This is a genomic window from Bradyrhizobium sp. PSBB068, from assembly GCA_016839165.1.
GTDB lineage: Bacteria > Pseudomonadota > Alphaproteobacteria > Rhizobiales > Xanthobacteraceae > Bradyrhizobium.
Genome location: CP069300.1, coordinates 7,205,437 through 7,228,934, shown reverse-complemented (window position 1 = coordinate 7,228,934; position 23,498 = coordinate 7,205,437). Strand labels below are relative to the sequence as shown.

Below are 23,498 nucleotides of genomic sequence, written 5' to 3'. Positions count from 1 at the left end.
TTCTTCCAAAACCGTCGCGCCCGCAGGCCGTGGCCGCGGGCATCAATGTCCTGACTTTGCTTTCAATCGGGCAATGCGCTGGTGGCCGGACCAGAGTCCGGCCACGTCGGCGCATTTCAGTTAAATGGACCCAACGCTGAGCTTCGTAAGATTTGGACTTACAGAGAGCGTTGGATCGTCTCGATACGGTAACACTCGATCACGTCGCCGACGCGCATGTCGCCGTAGTTCTCGAAGGCCATGCCGCACTCCTGGCCGGACTGCACTTCCTTCACTTCATCCTTGAAGCGCTTCAGCGTCGACAACTTGCCTTCGTGCACCACGACGTTGTCGCGGATCAGGCGAACGTTGGCGCCGCGTTCCACGGTGCCGTCGGTGACGCGGCAACCCGCGACCTTGCCGACCTTGGAAATGTTGAACACTTCCAGGATCTGCGCGTTGCCCAGCATGGTTTCGCGCAGCGTGGGCGCGAGCAGGCCGGACATCGCCTTTTTGATGTCATCCACGAGGTCGTAGATGATGTTGTAGTAGCGGATTTCGATGCCGTTGCGCTTGGCGGCGGCCGCGGCTTCCTTGTTGGCTCGGACCGAGAAGCCGATGATCGCGGCGTTGAAGCCTTCCGCCAGCGTGACGTCGGACTCCGAGATGCCGCCGACGCCGGCATGCAGGATGCGGGCGGCGACTTCGTCGGTGCCGAGCTTCTCCAGCGAGCCCAGGATCGCTTCCAGCGAGCCCTGCACGTCGGCCTTGACGATCAGCGGGAACTCCTTGCGGCCCGCGGTCTTGAGCTGCGACATCATCTGCTCGAGCGAGCCGCGCATGCCGGAGATCGAGGCAGCCGCATTCTCGCGCTTCTGGTGCGCGCGATAGCTCGTGACCTGGCGGGCGCGGGCTTCGTTCTCGACCACGGCGAGACGATCGCCGGCTTCCGGCGGACCGTTGAAGCCGAGCACCTCGACCGGCACGGACGGACCGGCCTCTTCGAGATTCTCGCCCTGGTCGGAGATCAGCGCGCGGACGCGGCCCATCTCGGCGCCGGCCACGATGATGTCGCCGACGCGCAGCGTGCCGCGCTGCACCAGCACGGTCGCGACCGGACCGCGGCCGCGATCGAGCTTGGCTTCGATCACGGTGCCTTCCGCCGGACGCTCCGAATTGGTCTTGAGGTCGAGGATTTCGGCCTGCAGCGCGATCATCTCGAGCAGCTTGTCGAGATTGGTCTTGTTCTTGGCCGAGACCTCGACGTCGACGACGTCGCCGCCGAGCGATTCGACCTGCACCTCGTACTGCAGCAATTCGGTGCGCACGCGCTCCGGCCGCGCATCGGGCTTGTCGATCTTGTTGATCGCCACGATCATCGGCACCTTGGCCGCCTTGGCGTGGTTGATCGCTTCGATCGTCTGCGGCATCACGCCGTCATCGGCCGCGACCACCAGCACGACGATGTCGGTGACCTTGGCGCCGCGGGCGCGCATCGCGGTGAATGCGGCGTGGCCGGGCGTGTCGATGAAGGTGATCTTGGTGCCGGTCTCCGGCGAGGTCACCTGATAGGCGCCGATATGCTGGGTAATGCCGCCGGCTTCGCCCGACACCACGTTGGCGTGGCGCAGCGCGTCGAGCAGCGAGGTCTTGCCGTGGTCGACGTGACCCATGACGGTGACGACAGGCGACCGCGGCTCGGTATCGGTGGAATTGTCGACGACGTCGAACAGGCCTTCTTCCACGTCGGACGCGGCGACGCGCTTGACGCTGTGGCCGAGCTCTTCGGCGATCAGCTGCGCGGTGTCGGCATCGATCACGTCGGTGATCTTGTGCATCGCGCCCTGCTTCATCAGCATGCGGATGACGTCGACCGCGCGCTCCGACATGCGGTTCGCGAGTTCCTGGATCGTGATCGCTTCCGGGATGGTGACTTCGCGGATCAGCTTTTCCTTGGGTTCGTTCGACGCATGGCCCTTCAGGCGCTGGGTGCGGCGGCGGAACGAGGCGATCGAACGCTCGCGGACGTCGTCGGCGTTGAGCGCAGTGGTCAGGGTGAGGCGGCCGCGCTCTTTCTGCGGGCCGGGCTTGTGGGTGGTCTTCGGAGCCGCGACGGGGCGCACGGCGCCGCCGGGGCGGCGCACCATGCGCGGACCTTCGTCTTCGTCGGGCCCGGCCGCAACCGCCGCCGGCCTCGGCGCAGAGGCCGGTGTGCGGGCGGTTGTGGTGGTCGTCGGGCGTGCTGCGGGCGCACGGGCGGCCGGAGCAGATGCAGCAGGTGCTGATGTCGCGGGTCTGGCCGGTGCAGCGGCGGGCGCCGCGCCGGGCTTCGCCTCGCCTTCGCCGAAGCGGCGCTTGGCCTCGACCTCGGCCTTGCGCTTGGCCTCTTCCTCGTGGCGATGACGTTCTTCTTCCGCCTTGCGGCGGACCTCGGCGGCCTCGCGCTCTGCCTTCTCCGCAGCTTCGCGGACGGCACGGCGCTTGGCCTCCTCTTCAGCCTGGCGGCGCTCCTCGATGTCGCGCTGGCGGGCATCGGCCAGCGCGCTGGCACGCGCGGAACGCTCGTCTTCAGTCAGGGTCGGCAGCACCACGCCGGAGCGGGTGTTGCGCTGTTGCTGGCCGGGAGGCGGGCCGGAGGGGCGGCCCTGCGGCGGCCGGGGGGCCGGAGCCACCGGCTTTGCAACCACGGGCTCGGGCGCATGCGCCTCGCCGGGACCATCGCCACCGACGCGGCGCTTGCCGCGCTTCTCGACCACGACCTGCTTGGTCCTTCCGTGGCTGAAGCTCTGGCGCACGGTGCCCGTCTCGACGCGCGGCTTCAGCGACAACGTCTTGCTCGGGACACTCAAAGTCTTGTCGCCAGGGGTCTTGGTATCAACCATTCAGCAGTCCTAATCTCGTTTCGCTGTGCGTTTGCCGCACAAATCCTTCAACGTGTCGTCGTTTGCTGAGCATGGTCCGGTCGGAAAGACGGCGTCCGCCTTCCTGGATCACGCTCTGGAATTTCTGGCCGCTTCGGCGGTCTTGTCGTCGTCGGCCATCCGGTATCGGACCAGCATCTGGCAGCGCGACAGGAACGTCTTGCTCGCTGGGCCCGCGAGCAGCGCAGCATGTATCACATTTGACCGCCCAAGTGCCAAATCCAATTCTTCCGACGTCAAAACATTGACGACGGCCATTACCGGCGATTCACCACGTTTTTCGCCCCTTTGCCTGACGATCGCGTCCAATTTGCGGATTCCGTCCGCTGCGCCGTCGGAAGCGTGGATCAGGGCTGCAGTTTCGTTCCGGTTGAGTGCGTCCTCGACCTTGCCGAAGCCCGCGACGACCTGACCGGCCTTGGCGGCCATCGCCAGGGCCTCAGTGACGCTGCGCACCAGCAGTGCCTCGGTGTCGGTGGGAAGGGTCGGCGCGACACGGACATCGCGCTTGAATCCCTTGCTAAATTGGTGACGGCGGACCGCTTCCGCAACGCTGCGCCGCGACGCGGAAATCCATAATCCGCGGCCGGGCAGCTTGCGCTTCAGATCCGGGATCACCTCGCCCGTGGGCGCGACGACGAACCGGATCAGCTCGTCGATCGGACGCACCTCGCGGCTGACCGCGCACATCCGCGTGGTCGCGGACTTCTGTGTCCGCGGCCCATCGTCGAGATCGGGGTCAGCCTGAGCGAGCATCCGTAGGTCATCTCCTTACGACGCCGTTTCTGCTTCGGCGGCGTCGGCCTCCTCGGCAGGCTTGGCGAGGTCGGCCTCGGTGATCCAGCCGGCCTTGAGGCGGGCCTGCATGATCAACGACTCGGCCTCGTCGCGCGAAATCTCGATGCCATCGAGGAACCCGGCATGCTTGGTCGGCTCGCCGCCTTCCTTGCGCTCGGTCCAGCCGACCAGATCGTCGGTGGCGCAGCCGGCGAGATCCTCGACGGTCTTCACGTCGTTCTCGCCGAGCTTCACCAGCATCTTGCCGGTGATGCCGGGGACGTCCTTCATGGCGTCCTCGACGCCGAGTTCCTTGCGCTTGGCTTCCAGTTCGGCCTCGAGCTGCTCCAGATATTCGCGGGCGCGGGTCTGCAGCTCGGTGGCGGTCTCCTCGTCGAAACCTTCGATACCGGCCAGTTCCTTGACGTCGACCATCGCCAGTTCCTCGACCGAGGTGAAGCCTTCGGAGGCGAGCAGCTGGCCGACCACCTCGTCGACATTGAGCGCTTCCATAAATACGCGGGTCGAGTTCTCGAAGTCGGCCTGGCGGCGCTCCGACTCCTCCTGCTCGGTCAGGATGTCGATGTCCCAGCCGGTCAGCTGCGAGGCGAGGCGGACGTTCTGGCCGCGGCGGCCGATCGCCAGCGACAGCTGGTTGTTGGTGTCGGGAACCACGACCTCGATGCGCTCGCGGTCTTCGTCGATCACGACCTTGGCGACTTCGGCCGGCGCCAGCGCGTTGACGACGAAGGTCGCGATGTCGGGCGACCACGGAATGATGTCGATCTTCTCGCCCTGCAGCTCGTTCACCACGGCCTGCACGCGCGAGCCGCGCATGCCGACGCAGGCGCCGACCGGGTCGACCGAGGAATCGCGCGAGATCACGCCGATCTTGGCGCGCGAGCCGGGATCGCGGGCGACCGCCTTGATCTCGACGATGCCGTCATAGATTTCCGGCACTTCCTGCGCGAACAGCTTCGCCATGAACTGCGGATGGGTGCGCGACAGGAAGATCTGCGGACCGCGGGTCTCGCGGCGGACGTCGAAGATAAAGGCGCGGACGCGGTCGCCGTTGCGGAACACTTCGCGCGGCAGCATCTCGTCGCGGCGTACGATCGCTTCGCCACGGCCGAGGTCGACGATCACGCTGCCATATTCGACGCGCTTGACGATGCCGTTGACGATGTCGCCGATGCGGTCCTTGAATTCCTGGTACTGCCGGTCGCGCTCGGCCTCGCGCACCTTCTGCACGATCACCTGCTTGGCGGACTGCGCCGCGATGCGGCCATATTCCAGCGGCGGCAGCGTGTCGGCGATGGTGTCACCGACCTGGGCGCCCGGATTGGCGCGCTGCGCGTCGAACAGCGAAATCTGGTTGGAGGAGTTCTCGACGACGTCCACCACCAGCATGTGGCGGGTCAGCCGCAATTCGCCCTTCTTGGCGTCGATCTCGGCATGGACGTCGGTCTCGCTGCCGTAGCGAGCGCGGGCGGCCTTGGCGATGGCGTCTTCCATCGCCGCGATCACGATGGAGCGGTCGATCGACTTTTCGCGCGCAACTGCGTCTGCGATCTGCAGCAGTTCGAGTTTGTTGGCGCTGACTGCCATGGCTTAGTCTCCTTCGAATGGATCGATCTCGCCACGGCGCGCGCGCTCGGCGGCCAGGCGGTGCTTTTTGGTATTGGTCGGGGCCGGCTTCTTGTCGGGCTTGTGACCAGGCTTTTGATCGGGCTTGGGTTTCGGCTTCTGGCTCTTCGCCGGATCGCTCTTCTTGGCGTGGGCCGGCTGCGGCGGCGCGAGGCCGAGCTCGCGGCGCAGCTCGCGCTCGGCGGCCTTGCCGCGGCGCATCGATTCCTCGATCAGCTCGTCGGTCAGCACCAACCGCGCGTCTGAAATGTCTTCCATCACCAGCAGGACTTCAGCGTCCTCGGTCGGACGCGGATCGTCGCGCTTGACGCGTACTGCATTGCCCTCGACGCCGGCGAGCAGGCCGCGAAACCGCTTGCGGCCCTGGTGCGGCACCGCCATCTCGATCTTGACGAGATGCCCGGTGTAGCGCTCGAAGTCGGAGCGGCGCACCAGCGGGCGGTCGATGCCGGGCGACGAGATTTCCAGCCGGTAGGCGCGCTCGATCGGGTCGGCGACATCGAGCACCGGCGACAGCGCGCGCGAGATCGCCTCGCAATCCTCGAGCTGCATCGAGCCGTCGGGCCGTTCGGCCATGATCTGCACGGTGCAGCCGGCGTCGCCCGAGACCTTGATGCGCACCAGGCGATAGCCCATGCCCTGCAGCACCGGGACTGCGACCGCGGCGACGCGCGCCGCGACCCCGGGCTCGACGACGAGCCTCGGCTCGGCGAGCAGTTCGGTGTCCACGGACGTGGCGGTCGGATCGGTCATATCCAGTGTCAAAGGCTGTCTAGGTCTACAGGTTTGTCTGAGGTCTGTTGTGTTGTTCAGGTGGCCTTAAGGGGCCGCTAACGCTACCCAAACTGGATCCGGCCTCGCTGGGTCCCGTCAGGTAATAAAAAAGAGCGGGTCCCGGGGGGCCCACTCTCCTACGCGATCGTATGAGATACCATAAGTTGCGCTGGATATAGCCCTTTTGCCGGGGTCCGGCAAGGCCTCCGGACCGGGCGGAAGGCGATTTTGCCCCTCCCCGGGTGCAGGTTCGACCTAACCCTCCGTTTACGAACGGGACCATAGATTGCCGAAAATCGGCAGAAGTCGCCGGTTGGACAAGGCTCATGACGACAGCGCCCGCGCTGATCCCGGAACTCGACGACATCGTTCGCCGTGGCGACCCCAAGCGCCGCGCCGAGGCCGCGCGGCGGCTCGGCGAATTGTTCCTGCAGGGCGCTGCGAGCTTCCGTCCCGACCACATCGACCTGTTCGACGGGGTGCTGACCAGTCTGGTGCCGCACGCAGAGCTGGCGGCGCGGATCGATCTCGCCGAACGGCTCGCGCCGCTTACCAACGCGCCGCGCCACCTGGTCGGGCAACTCGCCCGCGAGGACGAGGTCGCGATCGCGGGGCCGGTGCTGCGCAAATCGCCGGTGATTGACGACAAGGTGCTGGTCGAGATCGCCAATGCCAAGGGCCAGGGTCATCTGCTGGCGATGGCCGAACGATCCCGGCTTTCGACCGCGCTGACCGATGTCATCGTCCGCCGCGGCGATCGCGATGTGATCCGATGTGCGGCCGGCAATGAAGGGGCCGCGTTCTCGGACGCGTCCTTTACGACGCTGGTGCGGCGCGCCGGCCAGGATGGCGTGCTGACGCTGCGGATCGGCCGCCGCGACGATCTTCCGCCCGAACATCTGAAGAGCCTGCTGGCCGGTTCGATCGACGTGATCCGCCGGCGGCTGCAAGTCGTCGCCAAGCCGGAGCGGCAGGCCGAGATCAAGCTGGCGATGAGCGAGATCGAGGGCGTCGTCGCGCAGGTCGAGGGCCGCGACTTCGCCGCCGCGCAGCGCACGATCCTGGCGCTGCATCGCGCCGGCGAATTGAACGAGGCCGCGGTGGCAGGCTTCGCAAAGGCCTTCAAATATGAGGAATGCGTGGCCGCGCTCGCCGCGATGACCGCCGTGAAGATCGTCACGCTCGATCGCCTGATCGCCGGCGACCGCTACGACCCGATCCTGATCGCCAGCAAGACGATCGGCTTCGAATGGCCGACCGTGCGCGCCCTGATCCTGATGCGGCTCGGGCCCAACCGCGTGCCGTCGCCGGCCGATATCGAAGGTGCGCGGGTGAACTTCGTCCGCCTGATGCCATCCACTGCGCAGCGCGTCGTGGATTTCTGGAAGTCGCGATAAATCGTTCGCGTCGCAATTCATTTTCCGCGCGGCGACAAATGGATTGCTGCCGTCAAGGCGCTTTCCAAGCCTCCATGCCGACAGCTATGCTTTCCGCAAGGCGCGACACAGCGCCAACGGGAGATCGCCATGCTGACGGACGCCGACATTCAATCGCACGCCGCACGGATCCGCGACGACGGATACACCGTGATCGAGCGCGCCGCCTCGCCGGAGCTGGTCGAGGGATTGAAGGCGGCGGTCCTGCGGATCGAGCGCGAGCACAATCTCGGCCTTGCCCGGACCTCGTTCGAGGGCTTCAAGACGCTGCGCATCAACAACCTCCTGGCCTATGACGATCTGTTCTGGGAGGTGCCGCTGCATGAGAACGTGCTGCCGGTGGTCGAACGCGTGCTGGACAAGGAATGCCTGCTGTCGTCGTTCTGCTCGCTGGTGCTCGGCCCCGGTGAGGTGGCGCAGCCGATTCATGAAGACACCCAATTGATTCCGCTCCCGCGGCCGCACATCCCGATCACGATCAACGCGATCTGGGCGCTGTCCGATTTCCGCGACGACAACGGCGCGACGCGGATCGTCCCTGGCAGCCACAAATTCGATTCGTCGCCGGAATATGGCAAGCACTACGACGCGGTCACCGCGACCATGCCGGCCGGCAGCGTGATGCTGTTCGACTCTGCGCTGTGGCATGGTGGCGGTGCCAACACCAGCGACACCAGGCGCTTCGCATTCTCCTGCGCCTATTGCTGGGGCTGGATGCGGCAGCAGGAGAATTTGCAGCTCGGCATTCCGCGCGAGACCGCGGCGCGCTTCCCGCGCCGCTTGCAAGAGTTGTGCGGCTACAGCGTCTACAAGGGCCAGTTCGGCCACATCGACAATCACGATCCGATCGAACTGCTCGGTCGCGAGCGCGGCAAGCGCATGGTGTGGGAGGCGACCGACGTCAGGAAGGCGCGGATGGCGGGGCAGGGATAATCTCGTCATTCCGGGGCGCGCCTTTTGGCGCGAGCCCGGAATCCATTTCTCCGTCGGCGCATGTGGCGCAATGGATTCCGGGCTCGCGACTTCGTCGCGCCCCGGAATGACGATTAGCCCAATCGCCGAAACCTCAGATACGCCGCCTTGCGCCCTTCGCGCTCGGCCTTGGCGCCGTAGCGCGTCATCGTGTAGTTCGGCCACGGCTCGAGCCAGTCGATCGCGCGCTCGGCGAGCCAGGCGAAGTCGGGCGAGCGCATCAGGTGCGCGAGCGTCCAGGCGCAGTAATCGTCGATGTCGCTGACGAAGCGGAACTCACTGCCGGGCGGCAGCAGCCGCGTCATCGCGGCGACCGTCGCATCCTGCACGAAGCGCCGCTTCCAGTGCCGCCGCCTCGGCCAGGGATCGGGATGAATGAGGTCAATGCGCGTGAGCGAGCGCGGAGGGGCCCAGGCCAGCAGTTCCGCCGCATCGCCGGCGAACAGGCGGATGTTGCCGATATTCTGTGCCTCGATCTGGGTCAGGATCTTCGCCATCCCGTTGACATAGGGCTCGCAGCCGATGAAGCCCATGTTCGGAAAGGCCTGCGCTTCCGCGATCAGATGCTCGCCGCCGCCGAAGCCGATCTCTAGCCTGACATTCTCGATGCCGTCATCGAACAATTCGGTCAGCGCCGCGGGCGCGGGCGCCGAAATGTCGATCGAAAGATGCGGCAGCAGATTGTCGATCAGGTCGGCCTGGTGCGAACGCAGCTTGTGGCCCTTGCGCCGCCCGAAGAACGAGCCGCGCGAATGGGCCATCGCGCCGTCCTCCGGGCAATCGCGATCGTTGGTGTCGTTCGGAGCCGGTGTCATCGCAGCGTCTGATAGAGCCGGTAGAGCAGGCGCGCGCGGGGCTCGATCGAGGAGATGTAGAGCTGCTCGTAATGGGTGTGTGCGCCCTTGCCGTCGACGCCGAGGCCGTCGAGGGTTGCAGTATGCGGTGCGGTGAAATTGCCGTCGGAGCCGCCGCCGGTGAACACATCGAGCAGCTCGAAGCCGAGTTCGGTCGCAAGCTCCCGGGCGTGTTCGTAGAGCGCTGCGCCGGCATTGCTCTTCTCATAGGGCGGACGGTTTAGTTCCCCGGTCACCTTCACGCTGACGCCCTCGGTGCGCGAGGTGATGCCGAGGATCTTCGGCACCAGCTCGTCGGCGTCGGCCATGGTCGGCACGCGCATGTCGACTTCGGCATAGGCCTCTTCGGCGATCACATTCGGCTTGGTGCCGCCGCGGACCACGCCGACATTGACGGTGACGCCGCGTTTGAGATCGTTCATCGCCTCCAGCGTCTGGATCACATTGCCGAGTTCCCGGATCGCGCTGCGGCCGTCTTCGGGGCGGGTGCCGGCATGCGCAGGCGCGCCCTTGATGGAGACGTCGAACCGCGCGACGCCCTTGCGCCCGGTGACGATCTTGCCGCCGTCGCGCGCCGGCTCGGTCACCAGCACGTATTTCGCCTTGCGGCCCTCGGCCTCGATCAGCGCGCGCGAGGTCGGGCTGCCGATTTCCTCGTCCGACACGTAGAGCTGGGTGATGCCGAGCGGCGGGCGCGCGTCATCGGCGCAGATCCGCCGGAACGCATGGTAGGCGAGATAGGCGCCGCCCTTCATGTCGTAGATGCCCGGGCCGAACGCGACGTCGCCGTCGATCTTGAATGGTAACCGTTCGATGAATCCCATCGGATGAACTGTGTCGAGATGGCTCAACACCAGGATGCCCGGGGCGTCCTGCCCCCAGGACGAGCGCGCGACGAGATGATCGCCGCAGCCGTCGCGTCCCGCAACGCGGTCGACGGTGGCCGGCAGGTCGCGATAGCCCGCGGCGACGAGATCAGCCAATCTGTTGACCTGATCCGGCCGCTCCGTCGGCGATTCGATCTCGACCCAGCGGCGAATGCCGTCGAGGATAGCAGCGGTTTCGAACGGGTTGCTGGACATGCTGTTGTCGTCGCCTGCGAATTGCTTTGTCATTCAGCGCACGCCTCGGCGTGCGCCGGAATGACATATTCCAGATTTGATGATCTCTCAAACGGATAAGGCTGAATCAGACCTGTTCGGCAGCCTCGCGCGCCGCGATCTGCTCGACCAGTTCGACGATGCTGCGGCGGAGCTTGGCGTCCGCGATCCGCGTGAACGCGCGGGTCAGGGCCAGGCCTTCGGCGGTTGCCAGAAAATCGGACACATAGGCCGGCGAGGAGCCCTCGCTGAAGCCGTCGGCGGTCTTGACGCCGCTCGGGCCGCCGTCGAACAGGAAAGAGACCGGCACCTGCAGGATCTCGGAGATCTGCTGCAGCCGGCTGGCGCCGACACGGTTGGTGCCCTTCTCGTATTTCTGCACCTGCTGGAACGTCAGGCCTAACGCCTCGCCCAGTTTCTCCTGGCTCATGCCGAGCATGATGCGTCGCATACGGACGCGGCTGCCGACATATTTGTCAACAGGATTGGGCGCTTTGGTGGACATCTCCAACTCTCCTAAGGGATTGCGCGCCCGGGGGTGAGGCAAGTTGGACGTGGAGTATGCCTCAGGCGCCGGTGCCGTCAAATCCTGCAAGGAGGATCGGGACGAAATGCGGACAATTTGCGCAAAGGGGCTGACTTGGCTTGTGATTTCGCGTGGACCCGTACAATGCGAAGTGCACGGTCGATCTGTCAACTGGTGGAATCGCGCTGAGGTAAATTTCGACGTTTTTTCGGGTTCGCGACAACCGGCGATATGCAGGATCAGGCTTTTCGCCTGACAAAACGTCTCCGCAATACGATTGCGAGGGCAACCAACACAATCACGGCGGCCGGGATGTTCCCGGCACGCGCATAGATCGTCGGCGCGATCGCCGCCGGCAGGCCGGCATCGAGCACGCCTTCGACGCCGAGCCCGAGTTGCGCGACGATCCGCCCGAGCGGGTCGATGACGGCCGAGACGCCCGTGTTTGCGGCACGCACCAGCGGCAGGCCTTCCTCGATCGAGCGCAGCCGGGCCTGTTGCAGATGCTGATAGGGGCCGGTCGAAATCCCGAACCAGCCGTCATTGGTGACGTTGACGATCCAGCCGGGACGCTCGTCGCGGCTCACGACATTGCCTGGGAAGATCGCCTCGTAGCAGATCAAGGGCAGCGCGCGCGGCGCATTCGGAATGTCGAGCGTGCGGCGGATCGTGCCGGGAATGTAGCCGCCCTGCACCTTGGTGAGCTGCACGAGGCCGAGCTTCTCCATCCAGTCCTGGAACGGCAGATATTCTCCGAATGGGACGAGGTGCAGCTTGTCGTAGACCGCGAGCACGCTGCCGTCATGGTCGATGACATAGATCGAATTATAGGCGCGGGTGATGCGGACGTTCGGCGGCAGATCGGGCGCGCGCACCGAGCCGGTGATCAGCACGGTTCCCTTCGGCAGGAGATCGGCGATCTGCGCCATCGCGTCGGCTTCCTTGGTCAGGAAGAACGGAAACGCGGATTCCGGCCAGATCAGGATGGTGGAGTCGCTCACGCCGGTCGAATGCGGTCCGGAGGCGCGATCCGACAGAGTGAGATATTTCTGCATCACCGCCGCCTTGGCGGAGTAGTTGAACTTGGCATCCTGCTGCAAATCGGGCTGCATGATGCGCAGCTTGACCCCGGCGACCATGCTGGTCGGCTGCTGCGAGAGGCGGACTGCGCCGAATGCCAGCATCGCGGCGAGGACCAGCACCGCTGCCACCGGCGCACGCCACGGCTTGCGGCCGCGTGAGGCGCCGTCGATCAGCACGGCCGGGCTTGCGAAGATCGCGACGGCCAGGAACGTCATGCCCCACAGTCCGATCAGCGACGCGGCCTGCGCGAGCGCCAGCGGCTCGGTCAGCGCGTAGCCGAACGCATTCCACGGAAAACCGCTGAGCAGATGGCCGCGCAACCACTCTGAAATGGTCAAGCCGACCGCAAGCGCCAGCACGCGCGAGGCGTCGCGCGGCCAGATCAGCCGTGCCAGCGCGAAGCCGAAGGCGGTGAACAAAGCGAGATAGGCGGGGAGGCCGAGCACCGCGAACGGCGTCAGCCAGGCGAAGGTGTCGGCATCGACGAAGAAAGCGTAGCCGATCCAGTACAGCCCCGGCACGAAATAGCCGAGGCCGAACCAGAAGCCGGACAACGCTGCGGCGGGCACGCCGCGCCAGCGTCCGGCAGCAGCGCCGTCAATCAGCCAGACCGCGATGGAAAAGGTCAGGAACAGCACCGGCCAAGCGTTGAACGGCGCCATCGCCAGCGCGGACAACGCGCCGGCTGCGAGCGCGAGCACCGCGCGCTTCCATCCCCAGGTCAAAATGATCGCAAGCCCGACCGAGCGGAGTTTGTCTGACAGCCTCACTGCGGACCGGCTCCCTCGCCGGGCGGCGGCATGTTGTCATTGGCCTGCGGGTTTCCGGAGTCCGGTGCCTGCTCGCGGCGCCGCTCGCGTTCCTTGCGCGGCGCCGGCCGTTCCTTGCGCGTCGTGATCCGCACCCGCTTGACCCGCCGCGGATCAGCATCGAGCACCTCGACCTCGTAATTGCCGGGACCGGAAATCACCTCGCCGCGCACCGGCAGGCGGCCGACGAACGACACCAGATAGCCGCCCAGCGTCTCGACCTCCTCGCCGGCCTCGCCGGTCACGAAGTCTTCGCCGATCACCGAACGGACATCGTCGAGGCTCGCGCGCGCGTCGGCGATGAAGGAGTTGTCCGGCTGGCGAACGATGGACGGCGGCTCGTCGGAATCGTGCTCGTCGTCGATCTCGCCGACGATCTGCTCGACGATGTCCTCGATCGACACCAGCCCGTCGGTGCCGCCATATTCGTCGACCACCAGCGCGAGATGGATCCGCGAGGCCTGCATCTGCGCCAGCAGGTCGATCGCGCGCATCGACGGCGGGATATAGAGCAGCTTGCGGATGATATGGGCCTCGGCCAGCGGCAGCGCGAGATCGACGCTGCGCAGGTCGAGTCCGGCCGGAAACGGCTTCTTGCGCTTCGTCTTGGTCGCATCGGTGACGCGCGCCTTCGCGGTCATGAAGGCGAGCAGGTCGCGGATGTGCACCATGCCCTCGGGGTCGTCGAGGGTTTCGTTGTAGACGACGAGCCGCGAATGCGCCGCGCTCTCGAACAGGCTCATCAATTCGCCGAGCGGAATGTCGCGTTTGACCGCAACGATGTCGGCGCGGTGAATCATGACGTCGGCGATCCGCCGCTCGTTGAGCGAGAGTATGTTGCGCAGCATGGTGCGCTCGATTGCCGAGAAGCCGACGTCGTCGGGCGTCGAGGCGTCGAGCACCACCTGCAGATCGTCGCGCACCGAGCCGGCCTTCCAGCCGAACAGCGTGCGGATCGCGCGTACCAGCCAGCCTTCGGCTGCCGGGCGCTGCACCTCGCCCTCATGCACCACGGCGGGCAGGTTGCTCACGTTGCGCGGATTGTCGTGGGTCGGTTCGGAATCCGGCATGTCAGGCGTTCCGATCCGCATAGGGGTCGGGAATGCCGAGGGAGGACAGGATCTCGCGCTCGAGCGACTCCATGTCCTCGGCATCGTCGTCGTTCTCGTGGTCGTAGCCGATCAGATGCAGGAAGCCATGCACCGCGAGATGGCTCAAATGATGGTCGAACGGTTTCTGTTCGTCATCGGCCTCCCGCCGCGTCGTTTCATAGGCGATCGCGATGTCGCCGAGCATGCGCGGGGCATCGTCGGGTCCGCCGCCGCCTTCCGGCTGCAGTGCCGGAAACGACAGCACGTTGGTCGGCTTGTCGATACTTCGCCAGTTGGCATTGAGCGTGCGGATGCCGGAATCGTCGGTCAGCATCACCGCAAGCTCGGCGCCGGCGACATCGGCGTCGGCGATTTCGGCGGCAGCCTCGATGGCGCGATGAATCACCGCGTCGGCATTGGGCTCGGCCTGCCAGCATTCGGCGGTGACCAGAACCTCGGTGGCAGGAAAAGCGGACACGTTGGTTTCAAAATCCGCGTTATGGCCGGAACCCGCATCGTGCGGGCTCGCAGCCGAAGCTATTGGGCTCAAGATCTGGCGTTTGCCGGCTTTTGCGGCAATCCCTCATAGGCGGCCACAATGCGCGCCACCAATTCATGGCGGATGACGTCCTCGGCCTTGAAATGCACCTGCGCGATGCCTTCGACGCCGTCGAGCAGCTTGACGGCCTCGGCAAGGCCGGAGGTCTGGCCGTTCGGCAGGTCGATCTGCGAGGGGTCGCCGGTGACGATCATCCGGCTGTTCTCACCGAGACGCGTCAGGAACATCTTCATCTGCATCGAGGTGGTGTTCTGCGCCTCGTCGAGGATGATGGCGGCATTGGTCAGGGTGCGGCCGCGCATGAAGGCGAGCGGCGCGATCTCGATCTCGTTGCCCTGCAATGCACGCTCGACGACGCGGGCGTCCATCAGGTCGTACAGCGCATCATAGATCGGGCGCAGATACGGATCGACCTTCTCCTTGAGGTCGCCGGGCAGGAAGCCGAGCCGCTCGCCGGCCTCGACCGCGGGCCGCGTCAGGATGATGCGGTCGACCTCCTTGCGCTCGAACAGCTGCGCGGCATGGGCGACTGCGAGCCAGGTCTTGCCGGTGCCGGCCGGGCCGATGCCGAACACCAGCTCATGCCGCTTCAGCGCGCGGATGTAAGAGTCTTGCGCCGCGGTGCGGGCGCGCACCGGACGCTTGCGCAGGTTGATGGTCTCGAAGGTCGGCTTGGCGGTCTTGTTGTCGAATTCGAACAGCGAGCCCTGCGCGATCACGGCGCGGATCGCGCCTTCGACTTCGCCCTGATCGAGGTCATGGCCCGCGACGGCCTGGGCATAGAGCGTTTCCAGCACGCGACGGGCAGCGTCGCAGCCGTCGCGGGAGCCCGCGATGGTGACGTGGTTGCCGCGGGAATCGACCACGACGCCGAGCCGCCGCTCGATCAGCGCCAGATTCTGTCCGTAGGGGCCGACCAGCGCGGATGCGGCACGGTTGTCGTCGAAATCGATGACGACCTGAGTCTCAGGAGGCATTTGCATGTCGCGGTCAGGTTTGCGGCTGGGAGCAAGCGAAGGCGAATCCGATGCGCTTTTGGGCAAGGATTTCAGGCTCCAATGGTCTGCGAAATGAGGCCGGGTGCGGGTTGCGTTGCGAGTTCGCCGATCAGGCTGTAGCGCTCGAGGCTGTCGATCCGCACGGAGCGGACCTGGCCGATGATGTCGGGCGAAGCCATCACATGGGCGGGCTGCAGATAGGCAGTGCGGCCGACGATCTGGCCAGGATTGCGCGCGGCGCGCTCGAACAGCACATCGACTGTTGTGCCGATCGCAGCACGGTTGAAGGCCGATTGCTGGCTGTCGATCAATTCCTGAAGCCGCCCCAAGCGCTCGTCCATCTCGGCTGCTGACACCGTCTCCCGCATCTCCGCCGCCGGCGTGCCTGGCCGTGGCGAATACTTGAATGAATACGCCGCAGCGTACCCGATTTGCGTGACAAGCGCGAGGGTGGCGGAAAATTCTTCTCTGGTCTCGCCGGGGAAGCCCACGATAAAATCCGATGAAAAAGCAATGTCTTGCCGGGCAGCCCGGAACCGGTCGATGACACGGCAGTAGTCATCGGCGGTATGCTTGCGGTTCATGGCGGCAAGGATCCGGTCCGCCCCCGATTGCACCGGCAGGTGCACGAACGGCATCAGCTGGGGCAAATCGCGATGCGCCGCGATCAGCGAATCGTCGACGTCGCGCGGATGACTGGTGGAATAGCGCAGCCGTGTGACGCCCGGAATCTCCGCGAGCCGCTGCAGTAATCTGCCGAGCGGCCAGACGCCGCCGTCGGGGCCTTCGCCGTGATAGGCGTTGACGTTCTGTCCGATCAGCGTGAATTCGCGTACGCCGTTGTCGGCGAGCTGCTTCACGTCGTCGATGATCCTGGCGACCGGACGCGAGACTTCCGCGCCGCGCGTATAGGGCACCACGCAGAAGGTGCAGAACTTGTCGCAACCTTCCTGCACCGTGACGAAGGCGGAGATGCCGCGGGCGCGGATCGCATCCGGCTTCGGCTGCGGCAGGAAGCCGAACTTGTCCTCGACCGGGAATTCGGTCTCGACCGCGCGGCCGTTTTCCTTTGCGCGCTTCAGCAGTTCAGGCAGATGATGATAGCTCTGCGGTCCGACCACGATGTCTACGGTCGGGGCGCGGTGGATGATCTCGGCGCCTTCTGCCTGCGCGACGCAGCCGGCGACCGCGATCTTCATCTCGCGGCCTGCCCGTGCGGCCTCGTCCTTGGCGACGCGGAGCCGTCCGAGTTCGGAATAAACCTTTTCGGATGCCTTCTCGCGGATGTGACAGGTGTTGAGGATCACGAGGTCGGCGTCCTCAGCACTCGCGGTCTCGACAAAGCCTTCGCCGGCCAGCGTGTCCACCATGCGCTGCGCATCGTAGACATTCATCTGGCAGCCATAGGACTTGATGTGCAGCTTGCGCGGCGTCGTCATGGAACCCTGAATACGATAAGGAAACGGCGCCATCCGCGCGCCGGTGCTGAAATATAGCCTAAACCGGCGAAAATCCAGCGATCGAGCCGTGTTTTTGGCCGGCTTTGGCGATCAAATCGGGCAATTGGCGCATATCGGAGAAGGTGAAGGCCGCGCCGGCCTGGCGCAGCGTGGCCTCATGTTCCGCCGTGCAATGGCTGCCGCCGTGGAAACCGAGCACGGTCATGCCGGCGGCGCAGGCGCCGGTGACGCCGGCCACGCTGTCCTCGATCACGACGCAGCGTTCCGGCCGTGCGCCCATCTGTTCGGCCGCAAACAGGAACAGATCGGGCGCCGGCTTGCCGCGCGTGACCTGGGTGGCGGAGAAAATGTGCGGCGCGAGCTGGTCGTAGAGCCCGGCGCAGGTCAGGCCGTGATGGATCTTCTCCGGCGTGCCGCTGGAGGCCACGCATTTCGGCAAGCCGAGCGCTGTGATCGCATCGCCGACATTCGCGATCGCGTTGAGATCGTCGGCGTACAAGCTCAGTGTCGCGTGCTTGACCTCGGCCTCGAACGTATCGGGCAACGCGCGACCGATTTCGCTTTCGACGATCCGCCGGGCCTCGCGATCGGACACGCCGAGGAAGCGCTTCAGCACGCCGTCCGGCGTGATCGGAAAACCGTGCCGCGTCAGCGTGTCCGCATGCGCGCGACAGGAGATCACCTCGCTGTCGACAAGCACGCCGTCGCAATCGAAGATGACGAGATCGAAGCTCATGGTGTGGCGACGTGTGGCACGCGCCTACGACTTGCTGTCGTCGTCGAGCGGCACGCAATACAGCTCGAGCCGGTGATCGACCAGCTTGTAGCCGAGCTTGCGCGCGATCTCGGCCTGCAGCTTCTCGATCTCCTCGGAGGTGAACTCGATCACCTTGCCGTCGCGCAGATTGATCAGATGGTCGTGATGGCTCTCGGGCATCTGCTCGTAGCGCGCGCGGCCTTCGCGGAAATCGTGACGCTCGATGATCCCTGCATCCTCGAACAGCTTGACGGTGCGATAGACCGTCGAGATCGAGATCTTGTCGTCGACCGCCACGCAGCGGCGGTAGAGCTCCTCGACGTCGGGATGATCCATCGCTTCCGCCAGCACCCGCGCGATCACGCGGCGCTGTTCGGTCATGCGCATGCCGGTCGCGGCGCAGCGCGCCTCGATGCCGGTATTCTTCGGCGCAGGCGGGATTTTCACCGTGGTCATGGGTCTCAGGCCGTATTCTTCAAACCTTGGGCAGCAGAGCAGGGCGCTGTTCTGCCATCGCGCCGATGTTACGACAAGTCGCGCCGCATCAGAAGCGCGTTCAAATGTTCCCCGCCGGGCTGCTTGTAATAGCGTTCGCGGCGGCCGATCACGCCGAATCCGGCCCTTTCATAGAGCCGTCGCGCCGGCGCATTGTTCTCTTCCACTTCGAGGAAGATGGTGCGGATGCCGCGGCCGGCAAGATGGCCGAGATGGGTCAACAGCAGGTCGCGCGACAGGCCGCGCCCGCGCTGATTGGAATCGATCGCGATCGACAGGATTTCGGCTTCGTCCGCCGCCATCCGCGACACCGCAAAGCCGATCACCTTGCGGCCCTGCCGCAGCCGGTGCACCAGCGTGTTGCGCTCGGTCAGCATCGCCTCGAATTCGCCTTCGCCCCAGCCGCGATGAAACGACGCGCCGTGCAGTTGGGCGAGTCGCGCCGCATCACGCAGGGATGCGGGCTCGACCGCGGGCGTAGCGCCGCCCCACCATCGCGACAGAAAGCCGATCATGTCGAAGGCGGCGCGCTGATGACGAGGCGATCCTTCGGCGGCTTCGCATCGGGTGCGCGCAGATAGAACGGACGCGGCGGCGCGGTGTCGGGATCGATCGCCGCGCCGACCCAGGCGACCCAGATGATGTCGGGCGCCGGCTGCCGGTCGACCATGACCGGCGGCGGTGTATCCGCAGGCCAGCGCTCGGCGAGAATATTGGCGGCGTTGCCGACCAGATGCAGCGCGCCGTATTGAGAGGCCGCGAGCGCTTCCGCGATCGGCGCAACCTTCGGCTTGAGGATCGGGCCACCGTCGCCGGCCACCAGCTGGAAATAGACGTGATCATGCCGCGCATCGATCGCCGACAGGATCGCGGGTACGCCATTCTCGGCAACCACGGGCGCAGCGTAGGCGGTGAGCGTCGACAGCCCGACCACCGGTTTCGCGGCTGCCAGCGCGATGCCGCGCGCCGCCGAGAGGCCGACGCGCAATCCGGTGAAACTGCCGGGACCGGTGGTGACGGCGATGCGGTCTAGCGCGGCAAAGCCGATGCCGCTCGCCTTCATCACCCGCGCGATCAGCGGCATCAGCGCCTCGGCATGGCCGCGCTGCATCGCCTGCGATTCAATGGCGATGGTATTGCCGGAGGTGGTGTCGAGCACCGCAGCGGAGCAGGCGTCGAGCGCGGTATCGATAGCGAGAATCATCATGGGAGGGCGAATGGCGAGTGGCGAATAGCGAAAGGACTATCAGGGTGGACCCCTATTCGCCATTCGCTACCCACCATTCGCCTCCATCACATCGGCCGGACTTCCTGCACGTCGGGCACGAAGTGCCGAAGCAGGTTCTGGATGCCGTGCTGCAGGGTGGCGGTCGATGACGGGCAGCCGGCGCAGGATCCCTTCATGTTGAGATAGACGATGCCGTCCTTGAAGCCGCGGAAGGTGATGTCGCCGCCGTCATTGGCGACCGCCGGACGCACCCGGGTCTCGATCAGGTCCTTGATCTGCTCGACCGTCTCGGCGTCGGCCTCGTCGAAGAACTCGTCTTCCTCATCACGCGCATCGTCGTTGCCAATGGTGCCGTCGGCGAGCAGCGGCGCGCCGGACATATAGTGCTCCATGATGGCGCCGAGGATCGCGGGCTTGAGGTGTTGCCAGTCGCCGTCCGCCTTCGTCACGGTGACGAAGTCGGCGCCGTAGAACACGCTGGTGACGCCTGATACGGCGAACAGCCGTTCGGCGAGCGGCGAGCGCGCGGCGGATTCGGCCGACGAGAATTCCATGGTGCCGGTGTCGAGCACCGTGCGGCCCGGAATGAATTTCAGGGTGGCGGGATTGGGGGTGGCTTCGGTCTGAATGAACATTTGCTGTCTCCGGCGTCGCCGGTTCAAGGCCGGCGCGTTGGGTTCCCCTACCAAATGGCAACTAAAAAGCCGTCGATCAAGCCGCAAAACCGCGGTTCCGGCCCGCGATCCATGCCCTGGGAGGGGTTTCAGGTCGAAAACCTTACGACAGGGCGTCGATCTCGGCGTCGGTCAGCCCGCCCGGCACGATGGTCACGGGGATCGGGAACGCGCCCATGGCATTGGCCATGGTGGTGATGATCGGCCCGGGGCCCTCGGCGCCCGGATTGGCGGCCAGCACCAGCATCGCGATATCGACGTCCTGGTCGATCACGTCGAGGATCTGCTCGGTCGGGTCGCCCTCGCGAATCACCCGCTCCGGGGTGATCGCGGCGATCCCGTTGGCGCGGCCGGCGGCGCGGTCGAGCGCCTCGTTGGCGGCTTCCTCGGCCTCGGCGCGCATGATGTCGGCGACCCCGAGCCATTGCTGGTTCTGGTCCTCGGTCTCGATCACCCGCAGCATCACGACGCCGCCGCCGACCCGGATCGCCCAGCGGCTGGCGTAATACACCGCGCGGTCCCATTCCGCCGTGTCATCGACGATGACGAGGCATTTCGGCTTGTGACCTGTTTCGTAGCTGCGTCGCTGGGTGGTCATGCATGTCCCGGTGCTGAACCAAGCCAACCCATGCTGCCACACTCCCTCGCCGTTTGGGAGAGGGAGCGCGCAGATCTGCCGGTGATGTCAGCGCGCTCGGATGAAGCCGACGATGTCCTTGGTCATCCGCATGGTCTCGTCGGCGATGACCCGTGCGCGGTCGGCGCCGTGGGCCAGGATCGAATCGACATGGCCGGGATCGGCAACCAGCCGCTTCATCTCACCGGCGATCGGCGCCAGTTTCGCGACGCAAAGCTCGACCAGCGCGTTTTTGAAGGTGGAGAACTGGCCGCCGCCGAACTGGTTGAGCACCTCCTGTTTGGTGATTTCGGCGAGCGCCGCGTAGATGCCGACCAGATTGTCAGCCTCGGGACGCGCCTCGAGGCCCTTTTCCTCCGACGGCAGCGGCTCCGGATCGGTCTTCGCCCGGCGAATTTTCTGCGCGATGGTCTCGGCGTCGTCGGTGAGGTTGATGCGCGAATTGTCCGACGCATCCGACTTCGACATCTTCTTGGTGCCGTCGCGCAGGCTCATCACCCGTGTCGCCGGACCCGTGATGAACGGCTCCGGCTGCGGGAAATAGAGGCCTTCGTTGAAGCCGCGGCTGCGGATCGAATCGCCGAAATCGTTGTTGAACTTCTGCGCGATGTCACGGGACAGTTCGAGATGCTGCTTCTGGTCCTCGCCGACCGGCACGTGGGTGGCGCGGTACAGCAGGATGTCGGCCGCCATCAGCACGGGATAGTCGTAGAGACCGACCGAAGCGTTCTCGCGATCCTTGCCCGCCTTCTCCTTGAACTGGGTCATCCGGCTGAGCCAGCCGACACGGGCGACGCAGTTGAAGATCCATGTCAGCTCGGCATGGCCGGCGACCTGGCTCTGGTTGAACACGATGTGCTTGTTCGGATCGATGCCGGCGGCGATGAAGGCCGCGGTCACCTCGCGGGTGTTGCGCGCGAGCTCGGCCGGGCCGCCCCAGACGTCCGCTCCTTGCGTGATCGCGTGCATGTCGACGACGCAATAGATGCAGTTATGGGTCTGCTGCATCTTCACGAAGTTGACGATGGCGCCGAGATAGTTGCCGAGGTGCAGATTGCCCGTCGGCTGGACGCCTGAGAAAACCCGTTCAACGAACGCCATGGTCTCGATTCCCGGAAATGGGGCTGCTTTTGCAGCGTCGTTTGCCATTTAAGCCCTGCCTGCGCAAGTCAGGCGGGGCGCCTTTGCCTGACGGCGTTAACCGCCTCGCGCCAGCCGGCGACGCCGAAAAGCTGCAACAGGAGCCCATAACCGGCGATGCCGGCCGCGATCAGCACAACGAGCGACGCCGCCTGCACGAAACCGTGTGCGCCCGCCGCCGGCAGGGCCGTCTCCGCGAGCCACAGCAGGGCGCCCATTGCGAGCGCCGCGGCCAGGATGCGGGGCAGCCGGCGGCGCGCCGCGGCATCGATTGAAAAGCCGAATGTTGTGGCCCCCTTGCGGATCAGCGCCAGCGCATTGCTCCAGGCGCCGAACGCAATGCCGGCGGCAATTCCGCTGGCGCCGAAGATATGGCCGAGCAGGAAGGCCGCCGCAATCGCGACCACGATGGCCTTCAGCGTCGCAAACAGCGGCGTCAGCGTGTCCTCGCGCGCAAAGAACGCCGGCGACAGCGCCTTCACCAGCACGTGCGCCGGCAGCGCCAGCGTCAGCCAGGTCAGCGCCTGTGCGGTGGCCGCGCTATCCTCGGCGGTGAAAGCGCCGTGCTCGAACAACATCCGCACGATCGGTCCGCTCAGCACCATCAGGCCGAGCGTCGCCGGCAGCGCCAGCCCGGCCGCGAGCTCCAGGGCGCGTGATTCCGCATGCGCGATGGCCGACTGCTCGCCGCCACGCACGGCGCGGGTCATCTCCGGGATCAGCACGGTGCCCATGGCGACGCCGACGATGCCGAGCGGCAGCTCGAGCAGCCGGTTGGCGAAATAGAGCCAGGACACCGCCGATGGCGAGGTGGAGGCGATCACCGCGCCCGCCACCATGAGCCATTGCGGCGCGCCGCTCGCGACCATGCCGGGGACCGCGCGGCCGAGAAAGCCGCGCATCTCGGGATCGAAGGAGACGCGCAGCGGTGCGGCGAGCTTTGCCCCGCGCAGCGCCAGCATCGACAGTTGCAGGAAGCCGGCGACGCCGATCGTCGCGGCCATGACGAGCGCGGCCTGCACCGGGTCCTGCTGCCGCACCAGCAGCACCGCCATGACCGCGATCAGCGCGATGTTGAACAGCAGCGGTGAGAACGCCGTCAGGACAAAGCGGCCCTGCGCGTTGAGCAGCGCCATCATCACGGTGACCGGGCCGGCGAAGGCGAGATAGGGCAGCATCAGCCGTGCATCGTCGACGGCGAATTGCAGCGTGTAGCGGCCGACGAAGCCGGGCGCGATCGCCGTGATCACCAGCGGCATCACGACGCCGATCACGAGTGCGGCTGCGATCACGGCGGCGCTGACGGTGCCGAGCACGCGGCCGGCAAACGCTGTTGCCGCGTCCATGCCGTGCGCATCGCGCGCCTTCAGCCATGCGGGCACCAAAGCGGCGTTCAAACCGCCCTCGGCCAGCAGCCGCCGCACAACGTTCACGAGCTGAAACGCCGCCAGGAACGCATCCGCCACCGGCCCCGCGCCCAGCAGCGCCGCGATCACGGAATCGCGCACGAAACCGAGCAGTCGTGAAGCCAGCGTTCCCGAGGAGACGGTGAGGAAGGAGCGGAACATCGGGCCTGTATAG

22 protein-coding genes are annotated in these 23,498 nt (G+C 65.9%); 2 read left to right on the top strand and 20 right to left on the bottom strand.

Annotation, left to right across the window (positions count from 1 at the left end; all coding sequences use genetic code 11):
• Positions 1-158 precede the first annotated feature (158 nt).
• The 4 genes from infB to rimP all read right to left on the bottom strand — a co-directional run bounded on the left by infB (position 159) and on the right by rimP (position 6,077).
• Entirely contained in the window at positions 159-2,861 is a 2,703-nt protein-coding gene (gene infB / locus JQ507_33505; GenBank protein ID QRI69709.1) for a translation initiation factor IF-2, read from the bottom strand.
• Positions 2,862-2,969: 108 nt separating this feature from the next.
• Positions 2,970-3,656, bottom strand: a complete 687-nt coding sequence (locus JQ507_33500) for an RNA-binding protein (GenBank protein QRI69708.1) — start codon at positions 3,654-3,656, stop codon at positions 2,970-2,972.
• A 15-nt stretch (positions 3,657-3,671) separates the two neighbouring features.
• Complete coding sequence (gene nusA, locus JQ507_33495) at positions 3,672-5,285, bottom strand: transcription termination/antitermination protein NusA (GenBank protein ID QRI69707.1); 1,614 nt, start codon at positions 5,283-5,285, stop codon at positions 3,672-3,674.
• Between the two features lie 3 nt (positions 5,286-5,288).
• A complete protein-coding gene (rimP, locus tag JQ507_33490; GenBank protein QRI69706.1) occupies positions 5,289-6,077 on the bottom strand; it encodes a ribosome maturation factor RimP in 789 nt (262 codons plus the stop codon).
• A gap of 347 nt (positions 6,078-6,424) precedes the next feature.
• Between rimP and JQ507_33485 the strand changes: the two genes are divergently transcribed.
• Complete coding sequence (locus JQ507_33485; GenBank protein ID QRI69705.1) at positions 6,425-7,495, top strand: DUF2336 domain-containing protein; 1,071 nt, start codon at positions 6,425-6,427, stop codon at positions 7,493-7,495.
• A 129-nt stretch (positions 7,496-7,624) separates the two neighbouring features.
• Positions 7,625-8,467 carry a phytanoyl-CoA dioxygenase family protein gene (locus tag JQ507_33480; protein ID QRI69704.1) on the top strand — a complete coding sequence of 281 codons (843 nt, stop codon included), beginning with the start codon at positions 7,625-7,627 and terminating at the stop codon, positions 8,465-8,467.
• A gap of 113 nt (positions 8,468-8,580) precedes the next feature.
• Here the strand turns inward: JQ507_33480 and trmB are convergent, their stop codons facing one another.
• The 16 genes from trmB to murJ form a co-directional block, all read right to left on the bottom strand.
• Positions 8,581-9,321 (bottom strand): tRNA (guanosine(46)-N7)-methyltransferase TrmB, encoded by a 741-nt coding sequence (trmB, locus tag JQ507_33475; GenBank protein ID QRI69703.1) that lies wholly within the window; start codon positions 9,319-9,321, stop codon positions 8,581-8,583.
• Entirely contained in the window at positions 9,318-10,475 is a 1,158-nt protein-coding gene (locus JQ507_33470; protein QRI69702.1) for a M20 family metallopeptidase, read from the bottom strand. The genes trmB and JQ507_33470 overlap by 4 nt, the downstream gene beginning before the upstream one ends.
• 73 nt (positions 10,476-10,548) lie before the next feature.
• On the bottom strand, positions 10,549-10,965 hold the full coding sequence (locus JQ507_33465; protein QRI69701.1) for a helix-turn-helix transcriptional regulator: 417 nt from the start codon (positions 10,963-10,965) through the stop codon (positions 10,549-10,551).
• Positions 10,966-11,225: 260 nt separating this feature from the next.
• Positions 11,226-12,839, bottom strand: a complete 1,614-nt coding sequence (gene lnt / locus JQ507_33460) for an apolipoprotein N-acyltransferase (protein ID QRI69700.1) — start codon at positions 12,837-12,839, stop codon at positions 11,226-11,228.
• Entirely contained in the window at positions 12,836-13,948 is a 1,113-nt protein-coding gene (locus tag JQ507_33455; GenBank protein QRI69699.1) for an HlyC/CorC family transporter, read from the bottom strand. The genes lnt and JQ507_33455 overlap by 4 nt, the downstream gene beginning before the upstream one ends.
• A gap of 1 nt (position 13,949) precedes the next feature.
• Positions 13,950-14,447, bottom strand: coding sequence for an rRNA maturation RNase YbeY (gene ybeY / locus JQ507_33450; protein ID QRI69698.1), 498 nt, complete (start codon positions 14,445-14,447; stop codon positions 13,950-13,952).
• A 68-nt stretch (positions 14,448-14,515) separates the two neighbouring features.
• Positions 14,516-15,511: a PhoH family protein gene (locus JQ507_33445; protein QRI69697.1), complete on the bottom strand. Its 996-nt coding sequence runs from the start codon at positions 15,509-15,511 to the stop codon at positions 14,516-14,518.
• Between the two features lie 65 nt (positions 15,512-15,576).
• Positions 15,577-16,965, bottom strand: a complete 1,389-nt coding sequence (gene miaB, locus JQ507_33440; GenBank protein QRI69696.1) for a tRNA (N6-isopentenyl adenosine(37)-C2)-methylthiotransferase MiaB — start codon at positions 16,963-16,965, stop codon at positions 15,577-15,579.
• Between the two features lie 58 nt (positions 16,966-17,023).
• On the bottom strand, positions 17,024-17,722 hold the full coding sequence (locus JQ507_33435; GenBank protein QRI69695.1) for an HAD family hydrolase: 699 nt from the start codon (positions 17,720-17,722) through the stop codon (positions 17,024-17,026).
• A gap of 24 nt (positions 17,723-17,746) precedes the next feature.
• Positions 17,747-18,199: a transcriptional repressor gene (locus JQ507_33430; GenBank protein ID QRI69694.1), complete on the bottom strand. Its 453-nt coding sequence runs from the start codon at positions 18,197-18,199 to the stop codon at positions 17,747-17,749.
• 68 nt (positions 18,200-18,267) lie between these two features.
• The gene (gene rimI / locus JQ507_33425; protein QRI69693.1) at positions 18,268-18,753 is read right to left on the bottom strand and encodes a ribosomal protein S18-alanine N-acetyltransferase; all 486 of its coding nucleotides are present in this window, start codon (positions 18,751-18,753) and stop codon (positions 18,268-18,270) included.
• On the bottom strand, positions 18,750-19,445 hold the full coding sequence (gene tsaB, locus JQ507_33420) for a tRNA (adenosine(37)-N6)-threonylcarbamoyltransferase complex dimerization subunit type 1 TsaB (protein ID QRI69692.1): 696 nt from the start codon (positions 19,443-19,445) through the stop codon (positions 18,750-18,752). Before tsaB ends, rimI begins: the two co-directional genes overlap by 4 nt.
• Before the next feature lie 86 nt (positions 19,446-19,531).
• Positions 19,532-20,101, bottom strand: coding sequence for a NifU family protein (locus JQ507_33415; GenBank protein QRI69691.1), 570 nt, complete (start codon positions 20,099-20,101; stop codon positions 19,532-19,534).
• Between the two features lie 142 nt (positions 20,102-20,243).
• Entirely contained in the window at positions 20,244-20,738 is a 495-nt protein-coding gene (locus tag JQ507_33410) for a universal stress protein (GenBank protein ID QRI69690.1), read from the bottom strand.
• A gap of 87 nt (positions 20,739-20,825) precedes the next feature.
• Positions 20,826-21,878 carry a tryptophan--tRNA ligase gene (trpS, locus tag JQ507_33405; GenBank protein ID QRI69689.1) on the bottom strand — a complete coding sequence of 351 codons (1,053 nt, stop codon included), beginning with the start codon at positions 21,876-21,878 and terminating at the stop codon, positions 20,826-20,828.
• A gap of 68 nt (positions 21,879-21,946) precedes the next feature.
• Complete coding sequence (murJ, locus tag JQ507_33400; GenBank protein ID QRI73620.1) at positions 21,947-23,485, bottom strand: murein biosynthesis integral membrane protein MurJ; 1,539 nt, start codon at positions 23,483-23,485, stop codon at positions 21,947-21,949.
• Positions 23,486-23,498 lie beyond the last annotated feature (13 nt).

Excerpts from the sequence above, each read along its gene's own strand:
- infB (QRI69709.1), bottom strand. The coding sequence starts at position 2,861 with ATGGTTGATACCAAGACCCCTGGCGACAAGACTTTGAGTGTCCCGAGC.
- JQ507_33500 (QRI69708.1), bottom strand. The coding sequence starts at position 3,656 with ATGCTCGCTCAGGCTGACCCCGATCTCGACGATGGGCCGCGGACACAG.
- nusA (QRI69707.1), bottom strand. The coding sequence starts at position 5,285 with ATGGCAGTCAGCGCCAACAAACTCGAACTGCTGCAGATCGCAGACGCA.
- rimP (QRI69706.1), bottom strand. The coding sequence starts at position 6,077 with ATGACCGATCCGACCGCCACGTCCGTGGACACCGAACTGCTCGCCGAG.
- JQ507_33485 (QRI69705.1), top strand. The coding sequence starts at position 6,425 with ATGACGACAGCGCCCGCGCTGATCCCGGAACTCGACGACATCGTTCGC.
- JQ507_33480 (QRI69704.1), top strand. The coding sequence starts at position 7,625 with ATGCTGACGGACGCCGACATTCAATCGCACGCCGCACGGATCCGCGAC.
- trmB (QRI69703.1), bottom strand. The coding sequence starts at position 9,321 with ATGACACCGGCTCCGAACGACACCAACGATCGCGATTGCCCGGAGGAC.
- JQ507_33470 (QRI69702.1), bottom strand. The coding sequence starts at position 10,475 with ATGACAAAGCAATTCGCAGGCGACGACAACAGCATGTCCAGCAACCCG.
- JQ507_33465 (QRI69701.1), bottom strand. The coding sequence starts at position 10,965 with ATGTCCACCAAAGCGCCCAATCCTGTTGACAAATATGTCGGCAGCCGC.
- JQ507_33455 (QRI69699.1), bottom strand. The coding sequence starts at position 13,948 with ATGCCGGATTCCGAACCGACCCACGACAATCCGCGCAACGTGAGCAAC.
- JQ507_33445 (QRI69697.1), bottom strand. The coding sequence starts at position 15,511 with ATGCAAATGCCTCCTGAGACTCAGGTCGTCATCGATTTCGACGACAAC.
- miaB (QRI69696.1), bottom strand. The coding sequence starts at position 16,965 with ATGACGACGCCGCGCAAGCTGCACATCAAGTCCTATGGCTGCCAGATG.
- JQ507_33435 (QRI69695.1), bottom strand. The coding sequence starts at position 17,722 with ATGAGCTTCGATCTCGTCATCTTCGATTGCGACGGCGTGCTTGTCGAC.
- JQ507_33430 (QRI69694.1), bottom strand. The coding sequence starts at position 18,199 with ATGACCACGGTGAAAATCCCGCCTGCGCCGAAGAATACCGGCATCGAG.
- rimI (QRI69693.1), bottom strand. The coding sequence starts at position 18,753 with ATGATCGGCTTTCTGTCGCGATGGTGGGGCGGCGCTACGCCCGCGGTC.
- tsaB (QRI69692.1), bottom strand. The coding sequence starts at position 19,445 with ATGATGATTCTCGCTATCGATACCGCGCTCGACGCCTGCTCCGCTGCG.
- JQ507_33415 (QRI69691.1), bottom strand. The coding sequence starts at position 20,101 with ATGTTCATTCAGACCGAAGCCACCCCCAATCCCGCCACCCTGAAATTC.
- JQ507_33410 (QRI69690.1), bottom strand. The coding sequence starts at position 20,738 with ATGACCACCCAGCGACGCAGCTACGAAACAGGTCACAAGCCGAAATGC.
- trpS (QRI69689.1), bottom strand. The coding sequence starts at position 21,878 with ATGGCGTTCGTTGAACGGGTTTTCTCAGGCGTCCAGCCGACGGGCAAT.
- murJ (QRI73620.1), bottom strand. The coding sequence starts at position 23,485 with ATGTTCCGCTCCTTCCTCACCGTCTCCTCGGGAACGCTGGCTTCACGA.